The organism is Nocardioides sp. NPDC127514 (genome assembly GCF_040302125.1).
Taxonomy (GTDB): Bacteria; Actinomycetota; Actinomycetes; order Propionibacteriales; family Nocardioidaceae; genus Nocardioides.
The window spans coordinates 194,351-214,952 of sequence record NZ_JBEORF010000002.1 but is presented as its reverse complement, the minus strand read 5'-3'; the positions used below and the strand labels follow the sequence as shown (position 1 = coordinate 214,952).

Annotated in this window: 21 protein-coding genes; 6 read left to right on the top strand and 15 right to left on the bottom strand. The window is 69.4% G+C overall.

The genetic code is table 11. The annotated features are described in order from the left end of the window. Window positions 1–64 precede the first annotated feature (64 nt). Together ABTX24_RS02485 and ABTX24_RS02480 are read left to right on the top strand one after the other, a co-directional pair. Entirely contained in the window at window positions 65–706 is a 642-nt protein-coding gene (locus ABTX24_RS02485) for a hypothetical protein (RefSeq protein ID WP_350837210.1), read from the top strand. 237 nt (window positions 707–943) lie between these two features. Next, a complete protein-coding gene (locus tag ABTX24_RS02480; RefSeq protein ID WP_350837208.1) occupies window positions 944–3,571 on the top strand; it encodes a helix-turn-helix transcriptional regulator in 2,628 nt (875 codons plus the stop codon). A gap of 69 nt (window positions 3,572–3,640) precedes the next feature. On the opposite strand, the gene ABTX24_RS02475 is transcribed toward ABTX24_RS02480, so the two are convergent. Genes ABTX24_RS02475 through ABTX24_RS02455 form a run of 5 tightly spaced genes read right to left on the bottom strand, consistent with a single transcriptional unit; the run spans window position 3,641 to window position 6,141 of the window. Further along, window positions 3,641–4,315, bottom strand: a complete 675-nt coding sequence (locus tag ABTX24_RS02475) for an HdeD family acid-resistance protein (RefSeq protein ID WP_350837206.1) — start codon at window positions 4,313–4,315, stop codon at window positions 3,641–3,643. A 1-nt stretch (window position 4,316) separates the two neighbouring features. Next, window positions 4,317–4,745, bottom strand: a complete 429-nt coding sequence (locus ABTX24_RS02470; RefSeq protein WP_201451038.1) for a DUF7144 family membrane protein — start codon at window positions 4,743–4,745, stop codon at window positions 4,317–4,319. Between the two features lie 60 nt (window positions 4,746–4,805). Further along, entirely contained in the window at window positions 4,806–5,351 is a 546-nt protein-coding gene (locus tag ABTX24_RS02465; RefSeq protein ID WP_350837204.1) for a DUF1269 domain-containing protein, read from the bottom strand. A 23-nt stretch (window positions 5,352–5,374) separates the two neighbouring features. Continuing rightward, complete coding sequence (locus ABTX24_RS02460; RefSeq protein WP_350837202.1) at window positions 5,375–5,707, bottom strand: SHOCT domain-containing protein; 333 nt, start codon at window positions 5,705–5,707, stop codon at window positions 5,375–5,377. A gap of 14 nt (window positions 5,708–5,721) precedes the next feature. Next, entirely contained in the window at window positions 5,722–6,141 is a 420-nt protein-coding gene (locus tag ABTX24_RS02455; protein ID WP_160023933.1) for a DUF6325 family protein, read from the bottom strand. 169 nt (window positions 6,142–6,310) lie between these two features. Here ABTX24_RS02455 and ABTX24_RS02450 point away from each other — a divergent pair, with 169 nt between their 5' ends. Further along, on the top strand, window positions 6,311–8,047 hold the full coding sequence (locus ABTX24_RS02450) for a SulP family inorganic anion transporter (RefSeq protein ID WP_350837200.1): 1,737 nt from the start codon (window positions 6,311–6,313) through the stop codon (window positions 8,045–8,047). Here ABTX24_RS02450 and cls read toward each other — a convergent pair. Genes cls through ABTX24_RS02435 form a run of 3 tightly spaced genes read right to left on the bottom strand, consistent with a single transcriptional unit; the run spans window position 8,019 to window position 11,039 of the window. Then, entirely contained in the window at window positions 8,019–9,497 is a 1,479-nt protein-coding gene (cls, locus tag ABTX24_RS02445) for a cardiolipin synthase (RefSeq protein WP_160023935.1), read from the bottom strand. The two genes, ABTX24_RS02450 and cls, sit on opposite strands and share 29 nt — an antisense overlap. Further along, window positions 9,497–10,165: a GAP family protein gene (locus tag ABTX24_RS02440; RefSeq protein WP_350837198.1), complete on the bottom strand. Its 669-nt coding sequence runs from the start codon at window positions 10,163–10,165 to the stop codon at window positions 9,497–9,499. The genes cls and ABTX24_RS02440 overlap by 1 nt, the downstream gene beginning before the upstream one ends. 34 nt (window positions 10,166–10,199) lie before the next feature. Beyond that, window positions 10,200–11,039 (bottom strand): YhjD/YihY/BrkB family envelope integrity protein, encoded by an 840-nt coding sequence (locus ABTX24_RS02435; protein ID WP_350837196.1) that lies wholly within the window; start codon window positions 11,037–11,039, stop codon window positions 10,200–10,202. Between the two features lie 150 nt (window positions 11,040–11,189). Here ABTX24_RS02435 and ABTX24_RS02430 point away from each other — a divergent pair, with 150 nt between their 5' ends. After that, window positions 11,190–11,390 (top strand): DUF8691 family protein, encoded by a 201-nt coding sequence (locus tag ABTX24_RS02430; protein ID WP_160023938.1) that lies wholly within the window; start codon window positions 11,190–11,192, stop codon window positions 11,388–11,390. Here the strand turns inward: ABTX24_RS02430 and ABTX24_RS02425 are convergent. Beyond that, a complete protein-coding gene (locus ABTX24_RS02425; protein ID WP_350837194.1) occupies window positions 11,337–12,461 on the bottom strand; it encodes an AI-2E family transporter in 1,125 nt (374 codons plus the stop codon). The genes ABTX24_RS02430 and ABTX24_RS02425 overlap by 54 nt on opposite strands. 209 nt (window positions 12,462–12,670) lie before the next feature. On the opposite strand from ABTX24_RS02425, the gene ABTX24_RS02420 reads away from it, so the two are divergent. Beyond that, window positions 12,671–15,274: a winged helix-turn-helix domain-containing protein gene (locus tag ABTX24_RS02420; protein WP_350837192.1), complete on the top strand. Its 2,604-nt coding sequence runs from the start codon at window positions 12,671–12,673 to the stop codon at window positions 15,272–15,274. 16 nt (window positions 15,275–15,290) lie between these two features. Here the strand turns inward: ABTX24_RS02420 and ABTX24_RS02415 are convergent, their stop codons facing one another. From ABTX24_RS02415 to ABTX24_RS02405, 3 genes are read right to left on the bottom strand one after another with little or no spacing between them, the layout of a single operon-like run. After that, a complete protein-coding gene (locus ABTX24_RS02415) occupies window positions 15,291–15,749 on the bottom strand; it encodes a DUF6069 family protein (RefSeq protein WP_350837190.1) in 459 nt (152 codons plus the stop codon). 2 nt (window positions 15,750–15,751) lie between these two features. Continuing rightward, window positions 15,752–16,267 (bottom strand): DUF1269 domain-containing protein, encoded by a 516-nt coding sequence (locus ABTX24_RS02410; RefSeq protein WP_160023942.1) that lies wholly within the window; start codon window positions 16,265–16,267, stop codon window positions 15,752–15,754. Window positions 16,268–16,271: 4 nt separating this feature from the next. Continuing rightward, window positions 16,272–16,757 (bottom strand): DUF1269 domain-containing protein, encoded by a 486-nt coding sequence (locus tag ABTX24_RS02405; RefSeq protein WP_160023943.1) that lies wholly within the window; start codon window positions 16,755–16,757, stop codon window positions 16,272–16,274. A 137-nt stretch (window positions 16,758–16,894) separates the two neighbouring features. On the opposite strand from ABTX24_RS02405, the gene ABTX24_RS02400 reads away from it, so the two are divergent. Continuing rightward, a complete protein-coding gene (locus ABTX24_RS02400; protein WP_160023944.1) occupies window positions 16,895–17,095 on the top strand; it encodes a DUF8691 family protein in 201 nt (66 codons plus the stop codon). Window positions 17,096–17,174: 79 nt separating this feature from the next. Here the strand turns inward: ABTX24_RS02400 and ABTX24_RS02395 are convergent, their stop codons facing one another. Genes ABTX24_RS02395 through ABTX24_RS02385 form a run of 3 tightly spaced genes read right to left on the bottom strand, consistent with a single transcriptional unit; the run spans window position 17,175 to window position 20,586 of the window. Then, window positions 17,175–18,074 (bottom strand): HAD family hydrolase, encoded by a 900-nt coding sequence (locus tag ABTX24_RS02395; protein WP_350837188.1) that lies wholly within the window; start codon window positions 18,072–18,074, stop codon window positions 17,175–17,177. Then, window positions 18,071–19,087 (bottom strand): formylglycine-generating enzyme family protein, encoded by a 1,017-nt coding sequence (locus ABTX24_RS02390; RefSeq protein ID WP_350837186.1) that lies wholly within the window; start codon window positions 19,085–19,087, stop codon window positions 18,071–18,073. The genes ABTX24_RS02395 and ABTX24_RS02390 overlap by 4 nt, the downstream gene beginning before the upstream one ends. Next, a complete protein-coding gene (locus tag ABTX24_RS02385; RefSeq protein WP_350837184.1) occupies window positions 19,087–20,586 on the bottom strand; it encodes an arylsulfatase in 1,500 nt (499 codons plus the stop codon). The genes ABTX24_RS02390 and ABTX24_RS02385 overlap by 1 nt, the downstream gene beginning before the upstream one ends. Between the last annotated feature and the right edge of the window lie 16 nt (window positions 20,587–20,602).

Below are 20,602 nucleotides of genomic sequence, written 5' to 3'. Positions count from 1 at the left end.
GGATCGGCTCGTTCACCCCTTTCCGGCGATCACCGACACCTCCCGGCGTATGCACCCTGGGATCGTGACGACCACTGCGGCCCCTGAGCACTCGCGTACGGACTGGCGCGAGCTGATCGCGATCCTGCTGCTGTCGGTGACGGCGATCCTGACCGCCTGGACCGGCTTCCAGGCCAGCAAGTGGAGCGGCGCCATGTCGATCTCCTTCTCGCAGGCATCGACGAACCGGATCGCGGCCGCGCGGTTCGAGTCCACGGCCAACCGCAAGCTGTCGGTCCAGGTCGCCCTGTTCACGCAGTGGCTCGCGGCCTACCAGAGCGGCGACCCCGAGCTCAGCGAGTTCCTCCAGGCGCGCTTCCCCGAGCCGCTGGCAACGGTCTTCCCGGCCTGGCTCGACGCCCGGCCGCTCAAGGATCCCGACGCTCCCGCCACGCCGTTCGATATGGAGGAGTACGTCATCCCCGAGTCCGTTCAGGCCGGCGCCGCCGACCGCAAGGCCGACGGCAAGTTCGCCCAGGCGCTCCGCAACAACCAGCGCGGCGACAACTACACCGTCCTGACCATCGGATTCGCAACCGTGCTCTTCTTCACAGCCCTCTCCGAGCGCATGCGCCGCCGCAGCGCCCAGTGGACGCTGCTCTGCCTCGGCGGCGTGGGCTTCGTGCTGCTGGCAGTCGTACTCCTGACGTTCCCGAAGTTGATCTGACTCCCGGTCACCTGAAATAGGTGATCCTTCGCGGTCTTTCGCCATTTACTTTGAGAAGCATCGCGGGACGTCCGAACGACTACGCCTGGCTCACCGACGGCGCGGTGCCGCTCTTCAGCACACTCCCCCAAACGAGCGCACGACGCCGGCGTGGCATCTGAGCTCTGACCGAGGGGAGGGGTTGTGCAGCACAGCAGGCCGGCGCCCGCTACAGACCCGACAGCAGGACCCGCACCGATGCCACGCCCTGAGGCGGCAACGGTGGTGATACCCACACCGAGGGACGGAGACGGCGCCGCCAGCGCCCCGTGGCCGCGCCTCCCGAGGGTCTACGTGCCACGCCGCTCGCTGTGGGCCGACCTCGACCGCTCCGCCGATGCCGCGATCACGCTGCTCATCGCCCCCGCCGGCGCCGGCAAGACCCTGGGGGTCGCCGGATGGCTGCGGCAACAGAGCGGCGATGGCCCTCCACGCGCACAGCGCTGGGTGGACGCCGACGGCACGATGACCCCCGATCAGCTCTCCGGCATGATCGACGAGGCCGCAGAGGGCACGCCCCGTCGCATCGTCATCGACGACGCACACCTGCTTCGCGCGGCCACGCACCGGATGCTCAACGAGCGGCTCAACGACGATCCCGACTCCATGCGCCTGGTGATGATCAGCCGTTGGGACCTGCCCTTCACCAGGCTGGTGCCGGAGCTGCTGGGCAACTTCTCGGTCGTGCGAGGCAACGTGCTGCAGCTGAGCGACGTCGAGGCCGAGGCGCTCATCGTCGAGCACGCCCGCACCGATTCCAGGCCCGTCATCGACGCCATCGTCCAGCAGGCCCGCGGCTGGTGCGCCGCCGTCGTCCTCGCGGCCCGGTCGGTCCACGCCAGCCCTCCGGGCAGGGCGGGCGAGACCGCTTTCGAGGACGGAACCGTCGGTCTCGGTGACCGGGTGGCGAGCGAGGTGTTCGCCTCGCTGTCCGCACGCGCGAGGCATCTGCTGCTGTGCACGTCTGCCGAGACGGTCGTGACCGCCAGGACCGCCGCCCATCTCTCCCAGGATCCGAGCGCCGGGGAGACGCTGACCGATCTGGAGAGCACCGGGCTGCTGGTGACCCGCGCGGTCCCGCTCGTCCCCGATGCCCACGGCGAGGAGGCCTACCGCATCCACCCGCTGCTCGCCGAGGTCGTACGTCGCCGGCTGGTCGCCGGCGGGGTCGACGTCGCCCGGGCGCAGTCGACCGTGGTGCGCGCTGTCCGGATCGACCGGACGCGCGGCGAGGCGCCGGGCGCGCTGCGGCGGCTCGAAGCCGTCGGCGCCCACGAGGAGATGGCGGCCGTGCTCGCCGACGACGGCGTCAAGACGGCGATGCGCGGTGACGGCGACCGCCTCGCTCCCTTCGCACGCAACCTCGCCGAGCACGTCGAGACCACCCCGAGGGCCTGGTTCGCGCTCGCGGTCGAGGCCTGGCTCGACGGCGACGTACCCGAGGCAGAGCACTGGCTCGACCGCTGTCTGGCTGTGCCGGCGGCGATGTCGGAGGAGGAGCTCGCCTGCATCGGGCTGATGCGGGCACGACTCGGCCTCGAGCCACTGCGGGCCGCAGCCGACCGGGCCGCCGAGGTTGTCCGGGGCAGGCACGGCACCGGCGGCGAGGCCGACGTCCTGCCGCAGCTGCTCACCGAGCTCGGCATCACCCAGAGTTGGCTCGGTCAGCTGCTGGAGGCGGAGCAGAGCCTCACCTCGGCGATCGGGCTGGCCCGCACCTGGGACATGCCGGCGGTCGGGGCCGACGCCTCCAGCCAGCTGGCGATGACCGAATACATGCTGGGTCGCGAGGCGGCCTGCGGAGAGATCGCGGACGAGGCCGCCACCCTGCTCGAGCGAGCCGACCGAGGCCGGCCGCACGGCTCCCGTAGCGACTTCACCCGCACCCGGACGGCGCTGGCCGCAGCCCTGGCGCGCAACGCACGGCTCCCCTGGCTCGAGCTGGCATCCATCCCGGACGCGAAGCTCCATCCCGCGGACCTGTGCACCCGGTTCTGGATGCGGCTCCGGGAGGCACATGTCACCCTGTCCGGCCACTCGGTCGTACGCGCCCGCCAGATCCTCGGCGAGCCGCTGGACCTGCCCGGGGCCTTCCGGCTGCCGGACCACCTGCAGGTCACCCTGCTGCTCAACCAGGCCGAGCTGGCCGCGCTGGCGACCGACCGGCGTTCACTGAAGTCCGTGGAGGCCGAGCTCACCGAGCGCGGGATGAACGGCGAGGCTGCCCTGGCCCGAGCGCTGCTCGCCGACCTCGACGGGAATCGGCGACTCGCCGCCGACCACTTCGACACCGCCGCCCAGCAGGCGAGGTGGTCCCAGCCGATGACCCGAGGCGTCGCGCTCGTCGGGCGCGCGGAGCTGCTCCACGAGCTGGGGGACGTGGACGCGGCGGCCGAACATCTCCAGCAGGTCGCGATCGAGACCGAGGTGCGCCAGAACGCGCTCCCGTTCCTCGGCTGGACCCGACAGGGGACTCCCGTGCAGACCATGCTGGGACGGTTGCCCGCGCTCCGGCCGCATCGCTGGGTCAGCCGGATCTCGGCCGGCATCGCGGACATGTCCAGCCTGACGACGTACTTCGACCAGGGCACGCCCCGTCCGACCGAGGCGGTCGACGAGGCGGCCGGGCCGCTCCCGGGCCTGAGCGCCAGGGAGCGGGACGTCCTTCGTGAGCTCGCACGCGGATCGACGTACGCCGACATCAGTGCCGCGCTCTACGTCTCCGAGAACACGGTGAAGACCCACGTCAGCAGCCTGTACGCCAAGCTCGGCGCCTCACGGCGCAGTCAGGCGTTGGCCGTGGCGCGGAGCCTGAACCTCATCTGACGATCTCCGCGCGATCTCAGGTCGGACCCGGCCGAGGCGATCGAGTTCGCTCTCGGCCGGGTCCGAACCTCAGCTCTTGGCCTCGGAACGCAGCCGGAAGGCCATCACGACGGCGATGATGCCGACGACGATCAGCCACACGCAGGAGATCACCAGGAGCGCACCGAGCGACAGCTTCGGGTTGATGAGCAGCACGGCACCGGCGAGGACCGTGATGGCCCCGGCGGTGATGTCCCACATACGTCGCCCAGGGGTCGGCCGGAGGACGGCGCCGATGATGTCGACGATGCCTCCTATGACCCACCAGACCCCGAGCAGGATGGTGACGATGAGCAGCGTCTGGACCGGGTCACGCAGGAAGAGCAGGCCGACGACGATGGCCAGCGCCCCCGAGAAGCCGACGACCGCTCGCAGGCCGCCTTCCATGGAGCTGCCGGCCACCGCGGCGATGATGCGGAACACTCCCGACACGATGATCTGGATCGCGATGATCACCGCGACGACGACGAGCGTCTGCTTCGGCCAGACCGCCAGGATGATGCCGAGTGCGGTGGTGACCAGCCCGTAGGTCAGGACCAGGCCCCAGTAGTCCCCGAGGCCCTCGAACACCGACCCGGAGCCGACGCGACGCTCCTGGGCCGGCGTGGCCGGGCTCGGATCCGGTCCGGCACCCGAGCTCCGTACGTCGGGTCCCGGAGGCTCCGAGCCGGCGACGTCGTGGCCCGGGATGTCGGAGGTGGCCATGTCAGAGCTCGTCTCCGCTCGACATCAGCTGAGCGAGCGACCAGATGACGAAGATGTAGAGCGCCAGCATCGCGAGTGCCCACCACGGGTAGTAGGGCATGAACGCGAACGCGGAGACCGAGCCGATGACCGCGATCACGATGCCGGAGATGCGGGCCCACGTCTGTCCGAGGAGCAAGCCGATGCCGACGGCTACCGCGATCGCCCCCAGGACGATGTGGATCCATCCCCAGGCGGTGAGATCGAACTGGTAGACGTAGTCGACGCCCTTCACGTAGACCGTGTCCTCGGCCACGGCAGCGATGCCGGACAGGATCTGGAAGATGCCTACGGTCGTGAGGATGGTGCCTGCGAAGATCGCACCGGAGAAGGCAAAGGCGGTCTTGACCGGAGTGTCGTAGCCTCCGCCTCGTGGTGTGGTGGTGCTCATGATGAGTACTCCCTGTGGTCGTGAGCGGTTTTCTCGTCGACCGCTTCAGTGGACGTGAAGTTAGGCCGCTTCAGCCCCGGCGGGCTCACCCGCAACGGGCGATCCTCCGACGCCGAAGACGTCGCGCAGTGCTGTTTCCTGGCCATCGGTCAGGTCGGTGAAGATCGGGTCGGACGGAAGTCGCCCTCCGAGGGCGTCCCTGACCGAGTCGACGACGCTGTCCGTGGTCAGCACGAACAGGGCCGAGGTCCCGGGGGTGACCCGGTCCCTGACCCGGTTGATGAAGCCGTCGTCGATCCCGACGGCGCTCAGCGCGTCCGAGATCAGCCCGGTGGCGGTGCCCAGGGCGGCGCCGAGCAGCGGCACGAAGAAGATGAAGCCGAGCAGAAGCCCCCAGAAGGACCCGCCCAACGCTCCCCCGCCCGCGTCCGTGGCCGGATGCAGCTCGGCCGTCCTCAGCTTCGTGGTGCTCGACGGCCAGGAGAGCGCCGCAGCGTCGTGGAGGTCGATGAGGCCCTCGTCAGCCAGCCCCTCCAACGCGTGCATGGTCTCCTCGGCGCCCTCAGGTGTGTCGAACCTCCACACGGTCAGCGTTCCGGTCGACATGTCCTCCCCGCTCTCGATGTCCGTCAGCCGAGCAGCTGCTGCTTTGCGGCTGCGAACTCCTCGTCGCTGAGCACTCCTTGGCTGTGCAGCTCACCCAGCTGGGTCAGCTGCCCGATCAGGTCGCCCTGCGCCGGCGCCGCAGCGGGCGCCGCAGCGGGCGGCGCAGCTGGCTGTGGAGGCGGCTGGGCCGCGGCGTACTGCTGTTGCTCGTAGGCCTGTGCCTCGGCCTGTTCCTGGGCCTTGGCCGCCTGTCGGCGGTTGACGGCGTTCGACGTGGCGGTGGCGGTGCCGGCGATGACGGCCGTACGTGCGGCGGCACCGATGAGACCGGGCCGGCCCATACGTCTGCGCAACATGGCGTGTCTCCTCTCTAGCGGGCGGCGGATGCGAAGGCGACGTCGACGTCCTCGGGCGGCACGCGCAGGAACAGCTCGACCTCGGCACCGACGTTGCGGATCTGACTGACGGCCTCCCGCGCCCAGACCTGCTCGTAGACGACCGCGAGACCGGCCCGGCCGGGCTCGAGGGCGGTGGCGAACGTCTCGATGTCGGAGTCGCTGAGCAGGTCGTTGGCATCGATCTGGAGCCCGGCCAGCTCTGCGGGCAGACCCTCGGCCTCTTCCAGGTCGAGCGCCCGGAAGCTGCCGCCGGCGTCCTTGGACATCAGCACGCAGTCGATGATCCGGATCACTCCGCTCTCGACCGGTTGTCGCAGTACCGCCGCGAGGTCGCCGAGCTCGACGTCCTCCGACATCGAAAGGAACAGGATCTCGACCGGGCCGCGTTCCATCGTGCCTCCCACCGTTCGTACGCCTGCCGGGGCGGCAGGACGGTTCCGACGCTAGGTCGCTCCGCGCCCGTGCTGATCACCCGCATCGGGTGACTTGGACCGGGTGACCGGAGGCTCACCCCTTCCGGGCGATCCGAGAACGGACCCCGGCATAGCAGCCTCACCGATCGTGGCCAGACTCATCGCTCCGTCCTTCAGCGGCTACTCGCCGTCCTGGATCAGGTCCGACATCCTCGCCGGGCTCACGGTCTGGGCGGTGCTCGTACCGGAGTCGTTGGCGTACGCCACCATCGCCGGCGTGCCGCCGGTCGTGGGCCTCTACGCCGCCGTGCCGGCGCTGGTGCTCTACAGCCTGCTCGGCTCCTCGCGCCATCTGATCGTCGCGCCGATGTCGGCCACCGCAGCGCTCTCGGCCGGGATCGTGGCGGACTTCGCGTCCGATGGAGCCGACGTCGTCGCGCTCACCGTCGGGCTGGCCATCGCGACCGGGATCGTCGCGCTCATCGCCGGCCTGCTGCGCCTGGGATTCCTGGCAGCGTTCATCAGCGAGCCGGTCCTACGAGGCTTCATCATCGGGCTCGCGCTGACGATCATCATCGGACAGCTACCGTCGCTGGTGGGCGTGGAGAAGGGCTCGGGCAACTTCTTCGAGAAGGCCTGGGACCTGCTGCGCCAGCTCGGTGACGTCGACGCGCTGACCATCGCCATCGGGGTGGGCAGCCTCGCCGTCCTGCTCGCCCTGCGGCGGCTGGTACCGCTCCTTCCCGCCTCCCTGATCGTGGCGCTGGTCTGCATCGGGCTCACCGCCCTGCTCGGCCTCGACGAACTCGGGCTCGCCATCGTGGGCCACATCGACGCCGGCCTGCCCGCCATCGGGCTCCCGGACGTGTCGGCTCCCGACTTCCGCGACCTTCTCGCGGCCGCCGTCGGCGTGATGCTCGTCGGGTTCGCCGAGGGCCTGGGCGCCGCGAAGACGTACGCAGCCAAGAGCGGCTACGACATCGACCCGAACCGCGAGCTGCTCGGTCTGGGCGTCTCCAACCTGGGCGCCGGCCTGGCCAGCGGCATGGTGGTCAACGGCTCGCTGTCCAAGACCGCCGTCAACGGCTCGGCCGGAGCGAAGTCGCAGCTCTCGGCGGTGACCGCCGCAGTGCTGACGCTGCTCACCCTGCTGTTCATGACGAAGCTCTTCGCCGACCTTCCCGAGGCCACCCTCGCGGCGATCGTGATCGCCGCGGTGATCGAGCTCGTCGACATCTCCGCACTGCGCCGGCTGTGGCGGGTCCGGACCGGACAGGTCACCAAGATCTACCAGATCAGCGCCCGCGCCGACTTCGTCGGCGCCGTCGCGGCGCTGATCGGCGTGCTCGTCTTCGACACCCTGCCCGGTCTCGTGATCGGTATCGCCGCCTCGGTCGTCCTGCTCATCGCGCGGACCTCGCGGCCGCACATCGCGCCGCTGGCCCCGGTCGAGGGCACCGATGACGACAGTGCGTCCGCGCACCCGGGGCTGTGGGTCGACCAGAGTCGCAATCCGGCGTACGCAGGGGTCCCGGGTGTCCTGGTGGTCAGGGTCGAGGCTCCCCTGCTGTTCGTCAACGCCGACTTCGTACGCGAGCGGGTCCGTGAGCTCGCCACCGACGTGCCGGACCTTCGACTGGTCGTGCTGGACGGCCGGGCGACACCGTCGATCGACGTCACCGCCACCGAGATGCTGACCCAGCTGCGTGCCGACCTACAGCGTCTCGGCGCCGGCCTGACGCTCGCCGGCGATGTGGGCCAGGTACGCGACGTCCTGAGCGAGGCCGCCGAGGACGGCCCGCCGCTGGTCTACCCCACGGTCGAGGCCGCCCTCGCGGCGGCGACTCAGGAGCGGGCTACTGAAGAGCCGCCGTCAGGCGCATGACGTTGTCGACGTACGCGGCCATGTGCCCGCGCCGCGCCCACGCCTCGATGCTGAGCTCGCTCGACCTCTCCCGGTAGTCGTCGAGCACGCCCTGCAGGTTGTCGACCACCTGCTCGCTCTCGATCTGCACGATGACCTCGTAGTTGAGCGCGAAGGAGCGGTAGTCCATGTTCGAGGACCCGACGACGGCGATCGTGTCGTCGACGGTGAAGAACTTGGTGTGGAGGACGTACGGCGCCGGGTAGAGCCGGATCCGGACGCCGGCGTCGAGGAGGTCGGCGTAGTAGGAGCGCTGAGCGTGGAAGACCATGAACTGGTCGGCGCCCTCGTTCACGAACAACTCGACCTGAACACCCCGCTGAGCGGCGGTCGTGACGGCGTAGAGAAGCGACTCGTCCGGCACGAAGTAGGGGCTGACCAGGCAGATCCGCGAGTGCGCGCCGTAGATCAGGGTGTTGAACAGGCGCAGGTTGTTCTCGGTCACGAAACCGGGACCGCTCGGTACGACCTGGCATGCCACGTTCTCGGCGGCGCGTTCCGTCCGCTGGAGCTCCAGGGGCTCGCGCGGCAGGAGCAGGTCCCGGATGCTCTCGGCGGTCTCGGCGTACCAGTCGGTCGCGAAGACGACCGCCAGGTCCCGCACCGCAGGCCCCTCGATCCGGATCATCAGGTCGACCCACTTGCGACCCGCCTTGTGGTTCTTCGGCTTGTTGTAGCCGGGCTCGATGAGGTTCTGGGAGCCCGCGAACGCCACCACGCCGTCGACGACGAGGATCTTGCGGTGGTTGCGCAGGTCCGGACGGCGGAGCTCACCGCGCAGTGGCCGGACGGGCAGCATCGGCGCCCATTTGATGCCGGAACCCTCGAGCCGCGACAGCATGTCCTGGTGGCCGGGGATGCCGCGCGAACCGAGGTGGTCGAAGAGGAAGCGTACCTCCACCCCGCGGGCGACGGCGTCGACAAGTGCGTCGAAGAAGTCGCTGGTGTCCTCGTCCCAGGCCGAGATGTAGAACTCGACGTGCACGAACCACTTCGCGCCGCGTACGGCCTCGGTCATCGCCGCGAACGTCCGGGCGTAGTCGGGGTGGACCTCGACCCGGTTGTCCCCGGTCATGGGCAGCGATCCCAGGCGCTCGTTGAGCCGCACGGCGCCGACCGAGGGGCCTGCCGGAGCCGTCTGTGCCGCCGGGTCGTACCTGATCTCGGCACTGACCAGGTCGTTGACCTGCCGCTGCCATGCCCGGCGCTTGCGGCCCACACTGGTGCTCCCGAAGAGCAGGAACGCGAGCAGACCGAACGCGGGCAGCGCCAGGATGAGGAACAGCCAGGCCAGGCCGGTGGACGGCTTCCGGCCGCCGGGGATCACGCCCAGGGCCACCACACAGACGGTGATGTGGGCGGCGACGAGTGCTGCGCTGACGAGGCTCGCGACCCAGGTGGATGTGTCCATCAGAGCGACCCCACTCCGTCGCCGACCATCTTGACCCCGAGCACGACGAGGAGAACCGTCATGATGGTCGCGTTGTTGGCGATCATCCAGGCTTTGATGCCCTCCAAGAGCCGGGCTGCGCGCTCACCGGCCAGCAGGTAGATGCCGAACGGCACCAGCACGCCCAGGCTGGCGACGAAGGTGAAGACGGCCATCGCCACGATCCGCTCGCTGGTCACCGCCGTCGCCGTCGCGATCGTGCTGGCGGCCGAGACCACGAGCAGCAGGTTCTTGGGGTTGACCGATCCGAGGAGTACGCCTGTGCCGAACGCCTTGAACGCGTTGAACTCGTCCAGCGCCGCCATCCACGACGGGGTCGGCGCGGTCTCTCCCTCTTCGGGCCTGCCCTGCCAGCTGCGTACGGCGAGCAGGAGGAGCAACGCTCCGAGGACGACCTTCAGCAGGGCCGCCCAGGTCGGGGTCTCCGCCTCTCCCGATCCGGCCGCACCGACGAGCAGGGCGACGAGCGTTCCGAGCACGAAGATGCCCGCCAGCCACCCGGCGACGAAGGCCGCCCCATTGGAGCTGGCGTGGCCGCTGACCAGCATGAGTACCAGTGCGACGATCGGCATGGGGCTGACGAGCACTCCCACGGCGATCGGCAGAGACTCGCCTATTGCTTCGCCCATGGCCCGACTTCAGCGCAGGCCGGCTCCGCCGGCCTCACCTTCTCCGGGTGAGAAACGCACGCACCCGCTGCACGAACCAGGTGATGACCGGGTCCTCGACGAGCAGCCGCCCGAGCAGCGCACCGCCGACGATGATCCCGCCGAAGCCGATCAGCCAGGTCGAGAGCGCAAGGATCACGCCCAGCATGCCGAACTGCTCGGCGTTCGACTCGACGTACACAGGCATCAGCCACGCCGAGCCCCGGCTGTAGAGGACCTGCACGACACCGGTCAGCACCGCGCCCGGGAGCAGCAGCCATCCTCGGGTGCGTCCGAACAGCAGCACCCAGCCGGTCCCCCACCACACGGCGATCGCGCCCACGGCCTGGAGCAGCGGCCGGAGCAGGTCCCCAGGGTCGGTGATCAGGTTGACGACCGCGTTGACCAGCCCGAGACAGGCCAGCCAGACGGCGACCCAGAGCAGGCAGCGACCGGCTCCGCGCACGCCTCCGACGTGCTCCTGCTCCCAGACCCGCTCGAGCGTCCGCTGCACGGCACGGCCGAAGGACGTCGCCGACACGATCGTGATCGCCAGGCCCACCGCACCGGTCTCGGAACGCACCTGGTCCAGATCCACCTCTCCGGAGACCTGCTGGACGGCCTCGTCGCCGAGGCCGGTGACATGCGAGACCTGTTGCAGCGCGGCTTCGGTGAGGTGAGGCAGGAAGGCCGCGAGCACGACCAGCATCGGCACCATGGCCAGGAGCGCCTGGGCGGCGATCAGCATGCACCGGTCGATGAACTCGATCCGAATGATCTCTGTGGCCAGCTTCCGCAGCAGAGGGACGTGGGCGACCAGGGCCTCCACCCGGCCCCGCAGGGCAGCCACGTTCACGTGAGCAGTGTTCCCCGGGGCACGAGGGCTCACCCTCGCCCGTTTCCGGTGACCGCTCCGGGCGCCGGCCCGCTTACCTTGATGAGACCACCGTCCAAGGCCACTCTCTGGAGCCAACGTGAACGGACACCTGATCGGCGTGATGCGCTCATGACCCGGATCCTCATCCGGGTGGGCTCGTCGGTGTCGGACGACGTCCTCGAGACGTTTCCGCACCTGACCCGGGCCACGCAGCCTGCGACGACGACCCTGGTCGGTGACCTCGCGGACGCCAAGGAGCTGCAGGGGGTGCTGGACCTACTGAGCTCTTTGGGGGTCGACGTCATCGAGATCGTCACCATCCCCGAGTAGCTCCACCGGGGCGCTTCCCGCGATCAGCGGCATCAGCCAGCTCTTGTCCGGATCGGCCTCCACGAAGACCGCGCGCACGAACAGGCTGAACGGGACCGCCATCACGGCACCGATCGGACCCATGACCCAGGACCAGAAGATCAGTGACAGGAACGTCAGGGTCACCGAGAGACCCACCGCCTCACCGACGACCTTCGGCTGGATCACCGACTGGATCACCACGTTCAGGAGGCAGTAGACGGCGATGACCGCGAGCATCAGCGAGAGGTCCTCGTCCAGCAGCGCCAGGATCGCCGGTGGGATCAGGCCGATGACGAAGCCGATGTTCGGGATGTAGTTGGTCAGGAACGCGAGCAGTCCCCACACCAACGGCGCCGGCACGCCCAGCAGGTAGAGGGCCAGCGTGTCGAGGGCGGCGACGATCAGGCCGAAGACCGTCGAGACGAGCAGGTAGCGACGCGTCCCGACCGCGAACGAGGACAGGGCACCCACGAGGCCCGGGCGCCGGCGGCTGATCGAGGCGAGCTGGCGCGGCAGCGCCGTCGCGTCGATGGCCATGAACAGGCACAGGGCCAGGATGAAGACGATCGTGGACAGCACCCCGAACATCCCGTTCAGAGCACCGGAGACGACGGACAGCAGGTTCGAGAGGTCGAACGACTCGACGATCTTGAGCACCTCGTCAGTGCCGATACCGACCTTGGTGAGCCAGTCGGTCAGCTCCTCGACCTGCTCCGCGGCGACACCGCTGTAGGTGCTGAGCAAGGTCGCGAAGCGAGCCACCGCGAGGAGCACGCACACGCCCAGACCAACGACGCCGACGATGACCGCGATGATGGAGAGGGTGGTGGCGACACCGGCCGGGAGGCGCCGCGCCAGCCAGTTCCGGGCCGGGTGGATGACGATGGTCAGCACCATCGCGAGGAACAGCGGTCCGAGGATGCTGCTGGCTGCCTGCAGCCCGGCCACGAGGATCACCACCGCAGCGGATCCGATCAGGACCGCCAGGACCCTGAACTGCGGTGGCCAGCCCGTGGCCGGCTCTTCCGGGCTCTGTGTCCTGGGGCTCACCCAACCATGGTCTAGCCCGTGTGGCCCGCCCGTATCACCCGATAGGGGTGAGCGCGACCACCCGACTGGGCGTATCTGGGGCCGGGTATATAGGCCCTTTGCTCCTTACTTTGCCGAAGAGCCGCTGATTGGATGGTTGCGGATAAAGACTTGTCGGAGATGCGAGGAGCGTTCGTTTGCGGATGTTGAACACCGGTTCTCGTGCCTACGTGGCGGCTACGAGGCTGCACGTTCCCCGGATACTGCCCAAGTTCGTCAGCCGAGCCCGGTTGGTCGAGGATGCCGTCGGGCAGAGCCGGTTCACTCTGGTCTGCGCGCCCGCGGGCTACGGGAAGAGCATGCTCGTGGCCGACTGGGCCACCCGTGCCGCCGCCCGCGATGAACCGGTGGCCTGGTTGTCGCTGCACGAGCAGGACGACAGGCCCTACGAGTTCTGGTCGGCGCTGATCGAGGCGCTGGTCCTGGCCGGACTGCCCGGAAGGACCGAGCAGCTCGACGGGTTGACCCCGCCCGCGCAGGGGACCGAGCCGAGGTTCGTCACGAAGGTGGTCGAGTCGCTCCTGGTCGCCGGTGTGCGCTGGATCGTGCTGGACGACGTACATCTACTCCACGACGCCGAGGTCCTGCGCGGGCTCGACATCCTCCTCGCCGAGCTGCCGCCCGAGGTGGGGCTGGTGATGGCGTGTCGGTCCGAGCCTTCGCTCACGCTCCACCGGCTGCGGCTCGACGGGTCCCTCTCGGACGTACGCGGCAAGGATCTCGCCTTCACCGACGTCGAGGCGCTGGAGCTGTTCGCGGCCGGCGGCCTCCCGATGACGGCCGACGCGATCTCGAATCTCGTCGGCCTGACCGAGGGCTGGGCCGCCGCGCTGCGGATGGCGGTGCTCGCGGCCATGGTCGGTGGCGACGACCCCGCCGAGGTCGTCGCGGCCTTCGACGGCGATGTCCGCACGGTGATCGAGTACGTCCTGACCGAGGTCGTCCACCGGCTCGACCCGGAGCTGGTCGAGTTCCTCTACGCCACCTGCGCGCCCCACCACCTGTCCATCGATCTGGCTGCCCACCTCTCCGGCAGACCCGACGCCGGTGCCCTGCTCGACCGGCTGTGCGCGGCGAACGCGCTCGTCAGCCAGTCGGGCGACTCGGCGTGGTATCGCTACCACGCCTTGCTGCGGAGCTGCCTGCTCGCCGCTCTGGCCCGACGCGACGTCGAGGCGCCGGCCCGCCAGCACCGGGCCACCGCCGTCTGGCTGGACTCACACGGCGAACCAGCGACCGCGCTGCGGCACGCGACTCGGGCTGGTGACGAGGCCCTGCTCGTCGGCATGCTCCGCGCGAACGGGCTCCAGATGGTCCTGTCCGGCCGCGGCGATCTCGTGCGCGAGGCCATCGCATCCCGCGATTCGCCCGTCACCGACCATCGGGTCGCGGTCATCGCCGCCCTGGCGGCGCTGGACGTGAACGACCTCCCTGCGGCCGACGATGCGCTGAGTGCGGCGTCGGTCGACGATCCGCCGTCCGACCCGACGTACGCAGCGATGCTCGCCGCGGCTGTCGTCCAGCGGGCCCTCGCCGGGGGCGACGTCGTCGCGGCCCTGCAGGACAGCGCGATCCTCGACATCGCCACGACGGGAGACAGCGACGTCAACCTGGTCCTCCTCTCCCAGCGCGGACCCGCCCGGATGCGCGCCGGTGACTACCGCGGAGCCATCGACGACCTCGAGCAGGCGCTGGTGCTGGCCCGCAGCCGTCGCTACGACCAGGTCGTGCTCGAGACCATGTCGCAGCTGTCCGGGATGACCGGCGCGATGTGCGACTTCCAGGCCGCCCTCGACTGGTCCGACCAGGCCATCGCGTTCGCCACCCAGCATGGATGGCGAGACTCGCCGCGGCTCGCCCACTCCTACCTCGTCGCCGCGTGGACCGCCTTCCAGACGGGCGACGGCCGGGGACAGCTGGAGTACGCCGAGCTCGGCATGCGAGCGCTGGACGGGGTGAACGACGCCGAGGTCGGGCTCGGCATACGCGGCATGCACGCACTGGCGACCTTCGAGGCCACGACAGGTCCAGACCGCGCCGCAGCCGCCGAGACCTTCCGGCGGCTCTCGCTGCTCGACGCCGCTCACCATGTCTCTCCTGCGGCGATCAGTGCCAGCACGCCCCAGGAGATCAGGATGGCCCTCGCCATCGGCAACGAGACCTGGGCTGGAGAGATCGCGGCACGTGTGCGCGACCAGATGCCCGGCAGCGCCGAGAGCACGATTCCGGAGGCGCAGACACTCGCAGCCGCCGGACGGACCCGCGACGCGCTGACCGAGCTCGAGCCGGTACTCGACGGGACCCGCGCGGCACACGTACCGACGACCGTCGTATACGCGCAGGTGCTGGCAGCGGCCCTGGAGTCGTCCATGGGCAACAACGTCCGCGCGTTCGACGTACTCAGGAAGGCGCTCGAGTGGGCGGTCCCCAACAACTTCCGCCGGCCGTTCATCGACGTGTGGCCACATCTGGAGCCGCTGCTGTCGAGGAACCGCTCACGGTTCGGTCCGGCCGAGGGCTTCGTCGCGGCTCTGCTCGCCCGTCACGCCGAGCAGGCCGACCCCGCCACGGGGGTGATCGACACGCTGCTGAGCGCGCGCGAGGTCGACGTGCTCCACGACCTCCCCTCGCGGCTGACGATCCCCGAGATCGCGGAGGCCGAAGGAGTCAGCGAGAACACCGTGAAGACCCACGTACGCTCGATCTACCAGAAGCTCGGGGTCAACACCCGCTCGGCAGCGGTGCGCGAGGCACGCGGGCGCGGCCTGATCTGAGACCGCCCGCGAGACGTCACCGGATCTCGGGGACGGTCGCGCTCCGCGCGACCGTCGAGACCAGGGACCCGATGGCGATCCCGATCACCAGGTTGATCAGCATCGTGACGAGCTTGGTGTCCAGCCCCGCGTCGGAGGTGAACGGCCACAGCGCCGCGATGACGGTGGCCAGGCCGACGATCCACCCGAAGAAAGTCCGCGGCTGCGGTGTGGTCAGGAGGAGGATGTGGGCGACGGCCGTGGCCAGCAGCCCGGCGATCGCTGCCCAGACGGCGTACCACCATGTCGAGGCGTCTCCCCAGACCCCGTCGCCCTCGGGGGCGAGGATGGGTACGTCGAAGATGCCACGGGCGATCACGATGCCGGCGACCGCGAGCAGCGCGGCCACGACTGCGGCCGCGGCACCGCCGGCCCAGAGCCGGCCGGCGTTCACCGTGGGCTGCAGTCGTCGGGTGGGAGGTTGGTTCATCGCCATGATCAGTCTCCGTCGTCAGTCGGTTCTGTGGTCTCGGCGCGGAGGATGTCCTTGAGCTCCTCGGCGACCGCGTCGTCCAGCTCGGCGTAGACGAGCGTCGGGTTTCCGTGCTTCATCGCCGCGGCGACCGCGTCCGGGTCCCCGTCGCTGCTCAGCACGACGAGTGCGGACTTGCCGGGCCCGAGGTGGCCGGTGACCTCGGTGAGCAGCTCGTCGCCGATGCCGGCCTGCCTCAGCCGTTGAACCGCGGCCGCGGACGCCGCCCCCACAACGGCGCCCGCGACCGGGTTGAACACGAGGATCCCGAGAAGACCTCCGAGCAACGAGCCCTTGGCTGCGGCGCCCGTCGTACGGTGGCGAAGATGGCCGATCTGCGGCTCCTCCGCTCCCGGGAACCAGGTGAGCGTGATGGCGTCGTGGACCGTGAGCGCACCACGCTCCTGCAGGTCCTGGAGCCAGACCTCGGCGTCTGAAGCGCCCATGATCCGGTCGTAGACCCACGCGGTCAGGCTGGCCATGACGTCACTCGGCGAAGACCTCGCGCAGCGCGTTCTCCTGCTCACTGCTGAGGTTGGTGAAGATCAGCTCCCCCTCGTGGCCCTTCATCGCCTCGTGCACCTTGTCGACCACCGCGTCGGAGGTCATCAGGAACAGTGCCGAGGTGCCGGGGGTGACCTGGTCGCGGACCTTGTTGATGAAGGTGTCGTCGATGCCCACGTCGGTCAGCGATCCGGTCAGGGCGCCGGTCGCGGCGCCGACCGCTGCACCCAGAAGCGGGACGAAGAAGATGAGTCCGAAGAGCATGCCCCAGAACGTGCCGCTCATCGCGCCCATGGCCTTGGTGCTGGTCAGCTGCTTGGTCTTCGGCTTGTTCTTGCCGACCTCCCAGTGCACGGTCGCGGCGTCCTCGAGGATGATGAGATCCTGCCTGACCAGCTCCTCGAGCTTCTTCACAGCTTGGTCTGCGCCGTCGGTCGTGTCGTACTTCCATACCGTCAGGGTCGCCATCTCACGTCCTTGCTGTCGTTGACTGCGTTCGTCATCGACGATCCCGGCGCTGCGTGCGGACAGCATCACCCGAATTCGGTGAACCCTGGTGCTGAAGTGATTCGTAGCGTGCGGTACGTGAGCAGTCGAGGAAGACCATGACGAGGGTCCTGATCAGGGTGAACGGTGAGCTCTCCCGCGAGCTCCAGAAGGCGTTCCCGCAGCTGGCCGTCCAGGCGCATCACGAGCAGTCGACGCTCACCGGCGAGGTCCCCGACCAGGAGGCGCTGCAGGGTGTCCTGCACGCGCTGCGTGCCGATGACATCGACGTCATCGAGGTCGTCACGATCCCCGACTGACAGAGCTCCCCGCCGAGTCGGCTCGTCTTGACGAGCCGACTCGGCGGGGATCGTGGTCAGGACGAGCCGACTCGGCGGTTCAGTCGAAGATCGTCTCCCAGTCGCGGGCCATGCTGATCACGGTCCAGCCGAGCCGGGCACCGACCGCGGTGATCGGCTCGGGCTCGGTGAAGGTCTGTGCGGTGCTGACGTAGGAGAACTCGCGCTCGGCGTCGTCGTGGTCGACGAGCAGCGCGAGCGTCGGGCCGTCGCCGGCCGCCGCCCACTCCAGCATCTCCCGGTCGCCGCCGGAGTTGCCGACGGCGAGGATCGGGCGCCGTCCCAGCTGGGTCTGGATGTTCGACACCTTGGCTGTGCCCTCGTTGGCGGCACCGACCAGGCGTGCGGACCGGCTCAGCCGCGGCGGGTCCGGGGCGTAGTCGTACTCGATGAGCGTGCCGACCACCGCCTCGGGCGGCACTCCGTAGAGGTCCTGGCTGATGGCGCGGACGAACTCGGTCCCTCCCCCGGTCACGACGGTGACCGAGAAGTCACGGCGCCGCAGCTCGGCGATGAGCTCGAGCATCGGTAGGTAGGTGCAGCTCCGATGCGGCCGCCCGAGGGTCGGGTGGTCGGCGCGAGCCATGAACTCGCGGGTCCGCGCGGTGAAGTCCTGGGGCGAGAGGCCGACGAAGAGGCCGGTGAGGGCCACCGCGATCCGCTCCAGCCCGATGTCTCCGATCGCCTGCTGGTCACCCGAGAGCAGGGCCGCGAACTCCGGCTGCTCCTTCACCGACGGGTCGGCCGCAACGCTGGTGCGCAGGGCGTCGACGAAGAAGTCGAACTGGACGTACGTGGGGCGCTCGCACCACAGGGTGCCGTCGTTGTCGAAGCACGCCATCCGGTCGGCCACGGGCACCTCCTCGGCCGCGTCGAGGAAGGCCATGACGGCGTCGCGGGTGGCACCCGGACGCCAGGACGGCAACTGCTGGTCGTTCACGGTGTCTCCTTTGGTTGCTGGGTCTCGGGGCGTCGTACGCATCGGAAGCCCAGGTGGCTGGTGCCGGTGTCGACCATCTGCGGACGACGTGCCGCGGGCCGGTAGCGCAGGCAGTACGTGTCGGCGCACAGGTGCGAGCCGCCCTTGACGACCTTGCGGGCGATCCGGAACTGGGGCTGCGCGGGGTCGAAGCTCTGCTCGGCGTCGCCACCGCGCGGGTTGACGGGTACGCAGCACGGCTTCGCGACCTCGTCGGGGTGCCGGTCGGTCCACCAGTCGCTGGTCCACTCCCATACGTTGCCGGCCATGTCGAAGAGCCCGAAGCCGTTGGCCGGGAAGCTGCCTACCGGGGACGTGCGGGAGAAGCCGCTCTCCCGGGTGTGCCGCCACGGGAAGTCGGGACCGTCCCAGGTGTTGGCCATGATCCGGCCCTGCGGGCGCGGCTCGTCGCCCCAGGTGAAGGCCGCTCCTTCGAGACCGCCGCGGGCGGCGTACTCCCACTCGGCCTCGGTGGGCAGGTCGCCGCCTGCCCAAGAGGCGTACGCGAGCGCGTCCTCGAGAGCGACGTGGACGACCGGGTGGTCGGGCCGGCGTTTGACCGAGCTGCCCGGCCCCTCCGGCGCCGACCAGCACGCACCCGGCGTCCAGGTCCACCACTGGCTGACGTGCCGCAGGTCAACCGGGCCGGGGGTCGGAGTGAAGACGAGCGAGCCCGGCTGCAGGTTCTCCGGCGGCGCGTCCGGGAAGTCCGCAGGGTCGACCGGCCGCTCTGCGACGGTGACGTAGCGGGTCTTGCGCACGAATCTCGCGAACTGCTCGTTGGTGACCTGGTGCGCGTCGATCGAGAACGCCCCGACCCGCACGCGGTGGGTCGGGGCCTCCTCCGGATAGTGGTCGTCGGACCCCATCGTGAAGGTGCCGCCGGGCAGGTCCACGACCGGGTGCCTGGCGCTGGGCTGCCTGGAGCTGGGCTGCCCGGAGCTGGGCTGTCTGGTGAGGGGCTGGCTGGTCATCAGCTGCTCGACATGCCGGCCTTGAGCTTCTCCATCACCTGGTCGACGCTGAACGTCGCCGGCGTCTGCCGCGGCGGGAACTCGATCAGCGAGGCCAGCATCTCCGCGACGTACGTCTGTGCCGGGATGAGCAGCCAGACGTGGTCGAGCATCCAGTCGAAGTAGGTGTTCGACGTGCCCTCGGCCTTCTCGAACGGGTCCAGACGCAGGTTGTAGATCTTGGGTGCCCGCAGCTCGACCAGCGGGTCCAGCCAGATCTCCAGCGTTCCGGTCCGACGCTGCTCGAGGAAGATGAACTTCCAGTTGTCGAACCGCATGCCCGCGAGGTCGCCGTCGTCGGTGACGTAGAAGAAGTGCTTGCGCGGGCTCTCCTCGGCCTCGCCGGTGAAGTAGTCGAGCTGGTTGTGGCCGTCCAGGTGCACCTTGTACGTCGTGCCGGCCAGCTCGGTCCCGGTCCTGAGCCGCTCGGCGACGTCGGTGTCGCCGGCGGCGGCGAGCAGCGTGACGAACCAGTCGTTGTGGCTGACGATCCCGTTGCGTACCTCCCCCGCGGGGATGCGACCGGGCCAGCGGACCATGGCCGGGACCCGGTAGGCGCCCTCCCAGTTGGAGTTCTTCTCGTTGCGGAACGGGGTCATGCCCGCGTCGGGCCAGCTGTTCATGTGCGGGCCGTTGTCGGTCGAGTACATGACGATCGTGTTCTCGGCCAGACCGTTCTCGTCGAGGAAGTCGAGGACCGACCCGACCAGCTCGTCGTGGTCGACCATCGTGTCGTGGTACTCGGACTGCCACCGTCCGGCCTTGCCGCGGCTGCCGTCCTTGATGTGGGTCCGGAAGTGCATGTGGGTGGTGTTGAGCCACACGAAGAACGGGGTGTCGTTCGAGCTGGCGTCGCGCATGAACCGCATGGCCTCGGGGACGACCTCGTCGTCGATCGTCTTCATCCGCTCCTTGGTGAGCGGGCCGGTGTCCTCGATGCGCTGGGTGCCGTCGTCGTTGGCCCACGAGTGGATGACTCCGCGCGGTCCGAACCTCTTGCGGAAGTTGGGGAACTCGTCCTCGCGCGGGTAGTCGTACTGCTCCGGCTCCTCCTCGGCGTTGAGGTGGTAGAGGTTGCCGAAGAACTCGTCGAAGCCGTGCGCGGTCGGGAGGAACTCGTCGCGGTCTCCGAAGTGGTTCTTGCCGAACTGCCCGGTCGCGTAGCCCAGGGACTTCAGCGCCGTCGCGATGGTCGGGTCCTCCGCACGCAGACCGAGGTCCGCTCCCGGCATCCCGACCTTGGTCAGCCCGGTGCGGTAGGGGTTCTGCCCGGTGATGAACGCCGCGCGCCCCGCCGTACAGCTCTGCTCACCGTAGGAGTCGGTGAATCGGATGCCCTCGGCTGCGATCCGGTCGATGTTCGGTGTGCGGTAGCCCATCAGCCCGTCGCTGTAGCAGCTCAGGTTGCTGATGCCGATGTCGTCGCCCCAGATGATCAGGATGTTGGGCTTGTCGGACATGGAGAACCTCCTCGTG